Origin of the sequence: Salinibacterium sp. G-O1 (genome assembly GCF_030063305.1) — a bacterium.
GTDB lineage: Bacteria > Actinomycetota > Actinomycetes > Actinomycetales > Microbacteriaceae > Rhodoglobus.
Genome location: NZ_JASISV010000001.1, coordinates 941,170 through 951,136 on the forward strand (window position 1 = coordinate 941,170; position 9,967 = coordinate 951,136).

The 9,967-nt window shown below is 66.3% G+C and carries 11 protein-coding genes; 3 read left to right on the top strand and 8 right to left on the bottom strand.

The window, feature by feature from the left end; genetic code table 11:
* Window positions 1-25: 25 nt before the first annotated feature.
* The 3 genes from QMG83_RS04620 to QMG83_RS04630 are packed head-to-tail and all read right to left on the bottom strand — an operon-like array spanning window position 26 to window position 2,964.
* Complete coding sequence (locus QMG83_RS04620) at window positions 26-1,153, bottom strand: Mrp/NBP35 family ATP-binding protein (RefSeq protein ID WP_283504161.1); 1,128 nt, start codon at window positions 1,151-1,153, stop codon at window positions 26-28.
* Window positions 1,146-1,652 carry a DUF1003 domain-containing protein gene (locus tag QMG83_RS04625; RefSeq protein WP_283504162.1) on the bottom strand — a complete coding sequence of 169 codons (507 nt, stop codon included), beginning with the start codon at window positions 1,650-1,652 and terminating at the stop codon, window positions 1,146-1,148. Before QMG83_RS04625 ends, QMG83_RS04620 begins: the two co-directional genes overlap by 8 nt.
* Complete coding sequence (locus QMG83_RS04630; RefSeq protein WP_283504163.1) at window positions 1,636-2,964, bottom strand: magnesium transporter MgtE N-terminal domain-containing protein; 1,329 nt, start codon at window positions 2,962-2,964, stop codon at window positions 1,636-1,638. Before QMG83_RS04630 ends, QMG83_RS04625 begins: the two co-directional genes overlap by 17 nt.
* Window positions 2,965-2,999: 35 nt before the next feature.
* Here QMG83_RS04630 and QMG83_RS04635 point away from each other — a divergent pair, with 35 nt between their 5' ends.
* Window positions 3,000-3,500: a YflT domain-containing protein gene (locus tag QMG83_RS04635; protein ID WP_283504164.1), complete on the top strand. Its 501-nt coding sequence runs from the start codon at window positions 3,000-3,002 to the stop codon at window positions 3,498-3,500.
* Window positions 3,501-3,555: 55 nt separating this feature from the next.
* Here QMG83_RS04635 and QMG83_RS04640 read toward each other — a convergent pair whose 3' ends face one another.
* Both QMG83_RS04640 and QMG83_RS04645 read right to left on the bottom strand, forming a co-directional pair.
* Window positions 3,556-5,043, bottom strand: coding sequence for an aminopeptidase P family protein (locus tag QMG83_RS04640; RefSeq protein WP_283504165.1), 1,488 nt, complete (start codon window positions 5,041-5,043; stop codon window positions 3,556-3,558).
* Between the two features lie 19 nt (window positions 5,044-5,062).
* Window positions 5,063-6,076 carry an endonuclease/exonuclease/phosphatase family protein gene (locus QMG83_RS04645; RefSeq protein WP_283504166.1) on the bottom strand — a complete coding sequence of 338 codons (1,014 nt, stop codon included), beginning with the start codon at window positions 6,074-6,076 and terminating at the stop codon, window positions 5,063-5,065.
* Between the two features lie 33 nt (window positions 6,077-6,109).
* On the opposite strand from QMG83_RS04645, the gene QMG83_RS04650 reads away from it, so the two are divergent.
* Window positions 6,110-6,964, top strand: coding sequence for a PHP domain-containing protein (locus QMG83_RS04650; RefSeq protein WP_283504167.1), 855 nt, complete (start codon window positions 6,110-6,112; stop codon window positions 6,962-6,964).
* Window positions 6,965-7,070: 106 nt separating this feature from the next.
* Here the strand turns inward: QMG83_RS04650 and QMG83_RS04655 are convergent, their stop codons facing one another.
* Complete coding sequence (locus tag QMG83_RS04655) at window positions 7,071-8,513, bottom strand: DEAD/DEAH box helicase (RefSeq protein WP_283504168.1); 1,443 nt, start codon at window positions 8,511-8,513, stop codon at window positions 7,071-7,073.
* Window positions 8,514-8,652: 139 nt separating this feature from the next.
* Here QMG83_RS04655 and QMG83_RS04660 point away from each other — a divergent pair, with 139 nt between their 5' ends.
* Window positions 8,653-9,378: a ferritin-like fold-containing protein gene (locus QMG83_RS04660; RefSeq protein WP_283504169.1), complete on the top strand. Its 726-nt coding sequence runs from the start codon at window positions 8,653-8,655 to the stop codon at window positions 9,376-9,378.
* Between the two features lie 6 nt (window positions 9,379-9,384).
* Here QMG83_RS04660 and QMG83_RS04665 read toward each other — a convergent pair whose 3' ends face one another.
* Both QMG83_RS04665 and QMG83_RS04670 read right to left on the bottom strand, forming a co-directional pair.
* Window positions 9,385-9,675: a hypothetical protein gene (locus QMG83_RS04665; protein ID WP_283504170.1), complete on the bottom strand. Its 291-nt coding sequence runs from the start codon at window positions 9,673-9,675 to the stop codon at window positions 9,385-9,387.
* Between the two features lie 6 nt (window positions 9,676-9,681).
* On the bottom strand, window positions 9,682-9,906 hold the full coding sequence (locus QMG83_RS04670) for a DUF3107 domain-containing protein (protein ID WP_283504171.1): 225 nt from the start codon (window positions 9,904-9,906) through the stop codon (window positions 9,682-9,684).
* Between the last annotated feature and the right edge of the window lie 61 nt (window positions 9,907-9,967).

A 9,967-nucleotide genomic window follows, 5' to 3' on the forward strand; every position in this document is an offset into this window, starting at 1 on the left:
GGGGCGTTTTTTGATGCGTCGAACCTCAGCGGGGGCTGAGGCCGAGCTTGCGGCCCGCCAGACCGCGGGAGCGGGTCGACAGCGTCTCAGCGATGCTGCGGATGACCGTGGCCGCGGGGTCGTCGGGCTGCGCCAGAACGACCGGCACGCCCGAATCCCCGCCCTCGCGCAACGCGAGGCTGAGCGGCACCGACCCGAGCACGGGCACCGGCTGTTCCGGCGTCGTGAGTCGAGCCGCGGCATCCACCCCGCCACCGGAACCGAAGAGCTCCAGGATGGTGCCGTCGGGTTGCGCAAGCCCCGCCATGTTCTCGATGACCCCGATCACGGTCTGCCCGGTCTGGCGCGCGACCAGCCCGCTGCGCTCGGCCACTTCGGCGGCCGCCGCCTGTGGCGTCGTGACGACGATTACCTCGGCCTGCGGCAGGAGTTGTCCGAGCGAGATGGCGATGTCGCCGGTGCCGGGTGGCAGGTCGAGAAGCAGCACGTCCAGGTCGCCGAAGAACACGTCGGTCAGAAACTGCTGGATGGTGCGGTGCAGCATCGGTCCCCGCCACGACACGGCCGTGTGGTCGTCGACGAACATGCCGATCGAGATCACCTTCACGCCGTGGGCGACGGGCGGCAGGATCATCTCGCCCACCTGGGTCGGCTTGGAGCCCGCGATGCCGAGCAGCCCTGGGATCGAGAATCCGAACACATCCGCGTCGACGAGACCCACCCGCAGGCCGCGTTCGGCGATGGCCACCGCGAGGTTGGCGGTGAGTGTCGACTTGCCGACGCCACCCTTGCCGCTCGTGATCGCATAGATGCGGGTCAGCGAATCCGGGCCGAACTGCATGGCCTTAGGCCGCCCACCCCGCAGCTTCGCGGTGAGGGCCTCGCGCTCCGCCGGGCTCATCACGCTGACGTTCACCCGCGCGCTGGTCACGCCGTCAGTACCGACGGCGGCGTCGTGAACGTCGCGTTCGATGCTGGTGGCGGCCGGGCATCCGACGATCGTCAGTTTCAGATCGATGGATGCCACGCCGTCGGCGTCAACGGAGACGCCCCCGATCATGTCGAGCTCGGTGACCGGTCGCCGGATCTCCGGGTCGATGACGTTGCGCAGGTTGAGAAAAACGTGGTTGGCGACGAGAGCCTCGTCAATCACTGGATTTCTTCTCGTCAAGCTCCTCGAGCAGCGACCTCAGCTCCGACCGGATGAAGTCTTTCGACGCCAGGTCTTTCATCGCCAGGCGCAGGGCGACGACTTCGCGAGCGAGGTATTCGGTGTCGTTGAGGTTGCGTTCGGCACGCTGCCGGTCCTGCTCGATCTGCACGCGGTCGCGGTCATCCTGCCGGTTCTGAGCCAGCAGGATGAGCGGCGCGGCGTATGAGGCCTGCAGCGACAGGATCAGCGTCAGCGCGGTGAAGCCGATCGCGGCCGAGTCGAACCGGATGCCCTCAGGGGCGAGCGTGTTGTAAATCATCCAGAGGATGACGAAGATCGACAGCCCGAACAGGAACCATGGGGTGCCCATGCCGCGGGCGATCGATTCGGTGAACCGGCCGAAGCGATCCCGGCTCTGGAACAGCGAAGGGGTGCCGCGAAGGCCACGCGGGGAGTCCAGTCGCGAGTCTGATCTGCGGGAGCTACGGTCGCGAGCCACGGGGTGCCCTCCTGCCTGATCTTGGTTTTCTCAGCGTTACTGATGCGGTCGAGGTGTTGGTGAAAACTGCGGGTTCCTGGGTTTCATTCGTCGAACTTCGCCAGTCGTCCGGCAGGAGATAGTCGAGCACATCGTCAATGGTCACCACCCCGACGAGTCGGTGATTGTCGTCGATCACTGGCACGGAGACCAGGTTGTAGCTGGCGAGGATGCGCGAGACCTCCGCCGCACTCGTGCCGGAGTGCACGGGCTCGAGTGTGGAGTCCACGAGGGTGCCCAGTTGCTCGTTGGGCGGGTAGCGCAGCATCCGCTGGAAGTGCACCATGCCGAGGAACCGGCCGGTCGGCGGCTCGTACGGCGGAAGCGTTACGCAGATCGCGGCGCCGAGGGCCGGCGCGAGCTCGTGGCGACGGATCAGGGCCAGACCCTCGGCCACCGTCGCATCCGCCGAGACGATGATCGGCTCCGTCGTCATCAGGCCACCGGCGGTGTCTGGCGCGTACGAGAGCAGAAAACGTACGTCTTCGGCCTCTTCGGGCTCCATGAGGTCGAGCAGCATCTCGCCGCGCTCGTCGCTAAGGTGGGCGATCAGGTCGGCGGCATCGTCTGGCTGCATCTGGTCGAGCACGTCGGCGGCACGATCGTCGTTGAGCCGGTTCATGATGTCGACCTGCTCGTTTTCCGGCATCTCTTCGAGTACGTCGGCGAGGCGGTCGTCGGAGAGTTCGTCAGCGACCTCGAGCATGCGTTGCTCTGGCAGGTCGAGCATGGCGCTGGCCAGGTCGGCGGGGAGCATGTCTGCGTAGCTGGCGACAAGCTGGGTGGCCGACTGCGATTCGCCGGAATAGTCGTCTTCGATGAGGTCGGGCCACCCGATGAAGATCGTGGCGCCCTTGGTGAACGTGGTCGTCTTGGGGCGGCGCAGGAAGGCCTGCGTGACCTCCCACTCGCCGAGCCCGGTCTCCTCGATCGCGATGTCCTCGATTGTGGCCTCGCCCGAGCCGTCCCGGAGGCGCACCTTGCGCCCGAGGAGTTCGGCCATCACGCTCACCTCGCCGCCGCGCTGTTCGAAGCGGCGAAGGTTGATGAGGCCGGTCGTGATGATCTGCCCTGAACCGATGCTGGTGATCCGGCCGATCGACAGGAAGACACGTCGCTTGCCCGGCACCTCGAGCACCATGCCGACGACCCGGGGGGTGCCCTGCGAGCGGTACACGACCATGACGTCGCGGACCTTGCCGACCTTGTCGCCGTTGGGGTCGAAAACGGAGCACCCGACCAGGCGGGCGGCGAATACTCTCGACGTGCTCACGGTAAAACCCTACCGCTGCGTGGCACAATGGCCGGGTGACCAACCAGAGCATGTTCGGCAGGCGTGGCCCATCCCTTCCCAGCATTCCCCGGGGCGACATTCTGGGCACATACGACACCTACCTTGAGGCGCAATCCGTTGTCGATCGCCTGTCTAAGGCCGACTTCACCGTGGCCAAGCTCTCGATCGTCGGCAACGACCTCAAAACCGTTGAGCGCGTCACCGGCAAGCAGACCTATGGCCGTGCCGCACTTGCGGGCGCGGCATCCGGAGCATGGCTGGGACTGTTCCTGGGCCTCATCCTGACCCTGTTCACCCCGCCGAGCTCCGAAACGTTCGGGATCGTCGGAGCCGCGCTGCTGATCGGCGCGGGCTTCGGGATGATCTTCAGCATCGTCACGTACACGATCAGCCGCCGCCGCCGGGATTTCACCTCGACCCACCAGGTGCTCGCGTCGAACTACCAGATCATCATCGACCCCGAGCTGACGGCGAAGGCCCAGCAGGCCCTGCAGGAGAACCCCGCAGACGTGTAGTCCTCGGTCGCAGGCTCCCTCGGCGCTGGGGTCGCGTAACCGCTGGCGCGGTTACCTAAGCTCCACCGCGCAACCACGCCTCCACGTCATCCGCGGTGCGGGGGATGCCCACAGAGAGGTTCTCGGCGCCCGACTCTGTGACGAGAATGTCGTCCTCGATGCGCACACCGATGCCGCGGTACTCTTCCGGCACGCTCAGGTCGTCTGGCTGGAAGTAGAGGCCGGGCTCGATCGTGAACACCATGCCTGCTTCGAGCACGCCGTCGAGGTAGAGCTCGCGGCGAGCGGCGGCACAGTCGTGAACGTCGATGCCCAGGTGGTGGGATGTGCCGTGCACCATGTAGCGGCGGTGAAACTGGTTGTCCGGCTCAAGCGAGACCTCGGCGCTGACCGGCAGCAGGCCCCACTCCGCGGTTTTCGCTGCGATGACCTTCATCGCCTCCGCGTGGATGTCGCGGAAGGTCAGCCCTGGCTTCACGATCGCGAACGCGGCATCGGCCGCTTCGAGCACAGCGTCGTAGATGCGGCGCTGCACCTCGGTGAACGTGCCGTTGACCGGAAGCGTGCGGGTGATATCTGCCGTGTAGTAGCTGTCGAGCTCGATGCCCGCGTCGATGAGAATCAGGTCACCCGGTACGACGGCTCCGTCGTTACGCGTCCAGTGCAGCACGCAGGCGTGGGGCCCGGATGCCGCGATCGTGTCGTAGCCGACGGTGTTGCCCTCGGCGCGTGCACGTCGGTTGAACGTGCCCTCCACCAGGCGTTCGCCCCTGTTGTGGGCAATCACCTGCGGCAGGTCGGCGATAACGTCGTCGAATCCGAGCTGTGTGGCGGCGACGGCGGCGCGCATCTCGGCGATCTCGAAGGCGTCTTTGACGAGGCGCAGCTCGCTCAGGTCACGGGCAAGTTCGGTGTCGCCATCCGTCTCGAGCGATTCGCTGTCGGCGGCGAGCAGCCTGCGGCCGTCGATCTGGTCGGTCACGTCGCGGTCGGCATCGCGGACGACGAGAGTCGCGGCATCCACACTGTCCAGCACCGCCGAGAGGAGGGGCAGGCCCGCAGTGGCGAGGCCGAGGTCGGCTGAGACATGCGCGAGGGAGGGGCGTGGGCCGGTCCAGAACTCGCCGACGTCGGAGTTGGCGTAGAACTCGTTGGTGTCGCGACCGGCGGCCTCACGGAAGTACAGCGTGGCGGTGTGGCCGGCCGCGGAGGGCTCCATCACGAGCACACTGCCGGCGACCGAGTCTGATCCCCAGCCGGTCAGGTGGGCGAAAGCCGAGTGGGCACGGTACGGGTAGTCGCAGTCGTTCGAGCGCACCTTGGCGGCGCCAGCCGGGATGACCAATCGCTTGCCGGGATGCAGAGCCGAGATGCGGGCGCGGCGTTCGGCGGCGAACGCGGACTGCTCCCGGGGCGCCGGGGTCTCAGCGGGTCGATCTGCCCACTGTGACGAGATGTAGTTGGTGAAACTCGACGACACCGGCGTTGTCGACCGGTTGGAGGTTGCTCGCGGGGCTGGGGTGGATTGAGTGGAGTCGGCCATCCCTCCATTCTCCACCCGGTCAGCCCGCTGGTGTGAGTTGGGCGACAATCGGTCGGTGGTCGCTGCCCGAATCGTCCTGGGCCTCCACCACGCGCATCCCCGTTGCCAGCCAATTAGGCGTCGACATCACGTGATCGATCGGCGCGCCGAGCAGCGCGGGAAAGTTGGCGGGCCAGGTGCCGACCGCGGCATTGTCGGTGGTGACCGCGGCGTCGAAGCACTCACCGACCGCGGCACCTGACGTCGTGCCAAGCCCAGCGAAGTGATCGAGGGTGGAGTTGAAGTCGCCGACCATGATCACGTCACCGCCGGCGCACGCGCCCTTTATCCACTGCAGGTCTTCGCGCCAGTTCGCCATCTCGCGCTCGATGGGAGCGACCACATGCACGGCGATGATCGTCGGGCCGGTTCCTCCCGCTGGTCGGGCCACCACGGACGGCAGCACCGTCGTGGTCTCGGCCAGCTCATCCACAAGGTATTCGCCGAGTGTGCTGCTGATCAGCAACGTCGTCGAGCGTGCCTTCGAGATCTCGTCATACGACACGGTGTGCGCGGCCATCGTCAGCCCGGCGTCGCCCATCAGACTCGCCACCGCCTCGCCTGCATCTCGGGAGGTCTCGGGCAACACCACGATGTCTGCCCCGGACTCGATGGCCAGTTGCGCGATGGTGTCTGCCCCGGGGCGGTCGCCGAGCGTGTTCCAGCTGAGCACCGTCACGTCGCGGTCTGTCGCCTCAGCAAAGGTCGTGTCACCGAAACCACGGGCAGACAGCACAGCCAGGTTGATGAGGCAGAAGACCAGCACAATCAACGCCATGGATCCCGCGAACCGCCTGGCCGCCGCCACGAAAAGCGCAACGACCGCCAGTAACGCCACGACGCCCAGCCCCACGCTCGTCGAGACCGCCCGCAGCGACACGAGCTGCGCAAGGATCGGGAGCTGCGCAACCCCGAATAGCTGCGGCCAGGCGACGACGAGCAGCGCGAGGGCTGTCGCCACGATGACTATGGCAGCAAGGATTCGACGAAACATGGCGGGCCGAGCCTATGCCAATAGGCTTTGAGAATGTCCGACCGACCCATCGACCTTCACACCCACAGCGCGGTATCTGATGGCACCGAGACTCCGACGCAGTTGGTGCGGGCCGCCTCGACGGCCGGCCTCGGCACGATGGCCATCACCGACCACGATTCCACGGCGGGGTGGCAGGAGGCGTTTGCCGCGGCATCCGGAACCGGTGTGACGGTCATTCCCGGCATGGAGCTGAGCACAAACTTCGGTGCGGCGAGTGTTCACATCCTGGCGTACCTGTTCGATCCGCTCGATGCCGGCATCATCTCCGAGACCGCGCGCATCCGCGACGGGCGACTTCGCAGGGCCGAGAAGATCGTGCAGAAGATCGCCGCTGACTACGACCTGACCTGGGATGACGTGCTGGCCGAATCTCAGGACGGCACGACGCTCGGACGCCCGCACATCGCAGACGCGCTCGTGCGCAAGGGACACGTGCCGCACCGCAGCGCCGCATTCGAGAGCATCCTGCACTGGCAGGGCGGCTACTACGAGAAGTATTACGCGCCATCCCCGCTCGAAGGGGTTCGGATGATCGTGGCCGCCGGGGGAGTGCCCGTGCTCGCGCATCCGGCATCCCACGGCAAGTACCGGTCGATGGATGACTCGATCATCCGCGAACTCGTCGACAACGGGCTGTTCGGCCTCGAGGTGCATCATCGCGACAACACCGATGATGGCAAGGTCTGGCTGCTGAAGATCGCCAAAAAGTTCGGCCTCGAGATCACGGGGTCGAGCGACTACCACGGCGAAGGAAAACCGAACCGGCTCGCGGAGAACACCACGGCGCCGGAGGTGCTGGAGCGGATCATCGCCCGAGCCACGGGCTCGACACCGCACCGCGGCTAGCGCGCGCTTCTGGGCGGTCCCGGCCGCGAACTGCGGCAAATGCAGGCTCCCGGATGCCGGAGACGTGCATTTGGCGCAGCTCGGGCGAGGAGCGGCCGTGGCTCGACTAGCTCGCGGGAGGAGTGTGGCCGGGTGCGCCTGCAGCGCCACCACGGCGCGTGCGCGTGCGGCTGCGACGTGATGGCGCGGCGCCGTCGTGCGTGCCGCCACCGGCCGCGCTGTCACGAACGGCATCGCCGGAGTGCTGGCGCGGCGGGCGTGAGCCCGAACCCTGCGCCGGGCGACCACCACGGTCACCGGAGCGCGGCGGACGGCCGTCGTTCCTGGCCGACGACGGCGCAGCGTCGCGGGCGCGGGCGGGAGGAGCGCCGGGCAGGCGACCCTTCGTGCCCTCGGGGATGTCGAGGTCGGTGAAGAGGTGGGGGCTCGACGAATACGTCTCGGTCGGCTCCGGGATGCCCATGTCGAGCGCGCGGTTGATGAGCGACCACTTGTGCATGTCGTCCCAGTCGACGAACGTCACGGCGATTCCCGTCTTGCCGGCGCGGCCGGTTCGGCCGGCGCGGTGCAGGTAGGTGTCGTGATCGTCAGGGATGGTGTGGTTGATGACGTGGGTGACGTCGTTGACGTCGATGCCTCGAGCCGCGACATCCGTAGCAATCAGGATGTCTTTCTTGCCGGCCTTGAACGCGGCCATGGCGCGCTCGCGCTGCTCCTGGTTGAGGTCACCGTGAACGGCGGCGGCGTTGAAGCCGCGGTCATTCAGCTCTTCGACCAGCTTGGCTGCTGCGCGCTTGGTGCGCGTGAACACGACGGTCTTGCCGCGACCCTCGGACTGCAGGATGCGGGCGATGACCTCGTCTTTGTCGAGGTTGTGAGCGCGGTAGACGATGTGCTTGATGTTCGCCTGCGTCAGGCCCTCGTTGGGGTCTGTGGCGCGGATGTGGATCGGCTTGTTCATGAAGCGGCGCGCGAGGGCCACGATCGGGCCGGGCATCGTCGCCGAGAACAGCATGGTGTGGCGGGTCGGGCTGGTCTGGGCGAACAGCTTCTCGATGTCGCTGAGGAACCCGAGGTCGAGCATCTTGTCGGCCTCGTCGAGCACCATGACTTTGACGTCTTTCAGTGACAGCAGTCGCTGCGACGCAAGGTCGAGCAGGCGGCCGGGCGTGCCGACGACAACCTGCGCGCCGGCCTTCAGCTCTTCGACCTGACCTTCGTAGGCCTTGCCGCCGTAGATGGCCGCGACCTTGGTGCTGCGATTGGATGCCGCGAGCACGAGGTCTTCGGCAACCTGCACGCACAGCTCGCGTGTGGGTACGACCACCAGCGCCTTGACGCCGGGCTCGGGGTCGGTTCCGAGTGACTGGAGCAGGGGCAGCCCGAATCCGAGGGTCTTACCCGTTCCGGTCTTGGCCTGTCCGATTATGTCCTGGCCGGCGAGTCCCATGGGGATCGTCTGGCTCTGGATGGGGAAGGGTTCGAGGATGCCCTTGGTGGCAAGTGCGTCGACCATGTCCTGGTCGATATTCAATTCTGCGAAAGTCAATGTAGTTGTGTGCCTAACAGGTAACGAGGTACGCCCGTTCAGTCCTGGGGCGCAGGACCTCCGCCAGAATGGGAGGTATGGGCCCAGTTTAGCGTGCCGCCCGCGAATATCCCGTTTTGGTGGGCATTAAGCTGACCTCGTGGCTAATTGGTTATCACGGTTCTCGCGTGCCCCTCGAAAGATCGACGCTCCCCGGTTGCGCGCCCGCGGACTCGACCAGGCCACCACCAAGGTCGAGCTCGTGGAGTTGACGCCCGACCTGATGGGCTTCCTCGGCCGCGCGGCCTACGTGCAACTGATGCTGTTCGAGAATCTCTCCAGAGCGCTGTCGACCGCGCCGTCGACGGTGGGCAAGACCGCCATCGGGCGCGCAGCAGAGCTGTCGCTCGCCAAGCACCGGCGCCTCGTCGACGAGATTGAGCGGTCCGGCAAAAGCCCTGCCGAGGTGATGCAGCCTTTCACGAAGGCTGTCGACGACTTCGAGCGTGACACCCGCGGAGCCGACTGGTTCGAGACGGTTGTGGCGTGCTACCTGACCGCTGGCTTCCTCGATGACTTTTTTGCCCGGCTCGCCCGGGGGCTCGGCGACGACAACGGGCGGCGCATCGCCGGGATCTTCACGAGCGAGTCGGGGGAGTCCCTTCTGGCCGGCCTGTTGACGTCGGCAATCGACGAGAACCCCCGCCTGTCGGCACGGCTGGCGATGTGGGGGAGGCGCCTCGTGGGCGACACGATGTTGCTGGCGCGGTCTGCGCTCCAGTACACCGAAGACCACATCTCGGACGAGGCCAGAATCGAGCCGGTGTTCACCGAGCTGATTGCGGCTCACACCCGCCGAATGGATGCGCTCGGCCTGACCGCCTGAGTTGAATCAGCGCGGTGCTAGCTGGGCGAGCTTCGCGGCATCCGATTCGATGCGCTTGCGAGGCAGGACCATGGCGACAACCAGTGACGCGATCGTGGCGGCGCCGATGGTGGCTACCCAGATCCAGGTGCCGTCGAAGGTGAGCCCTGCCCACAGGAGGGCGACCCACACCACGGCTGAGACCGCGGCGGCCACTGCTGGCAGCAGGAACGCTCCGTAGGTGCGCCGCTTCGGCGTGCTGTACCGCACGATCGCGCCAATGCAGGCGCTAATCACGATGACGAAAAGCAGTTCCATCGATCGTTACGCGACGAAGCCGACGCGACGCGACTCTTCTGAGCCGATCTCGAGGTAGGCGAGGGACTCGGTGGGAACCAGGTACACGTTCGACTTGGAGTCGGTCAGTTTGATGAATTTTGCGCCAGAGTCGAGAGCTGTCGAAACCGTCTTCTCGACCTCACTCGACGTCTGCGACGACTCGAAACTGATCTCACGGGGGCTGTTGGCGATGCCGATGCGAATGTCCACGATCACAGGGTACGACACAACGGGAGGGGCGTTCGGCGCCGTTCACTGTCAGCGCATCCCG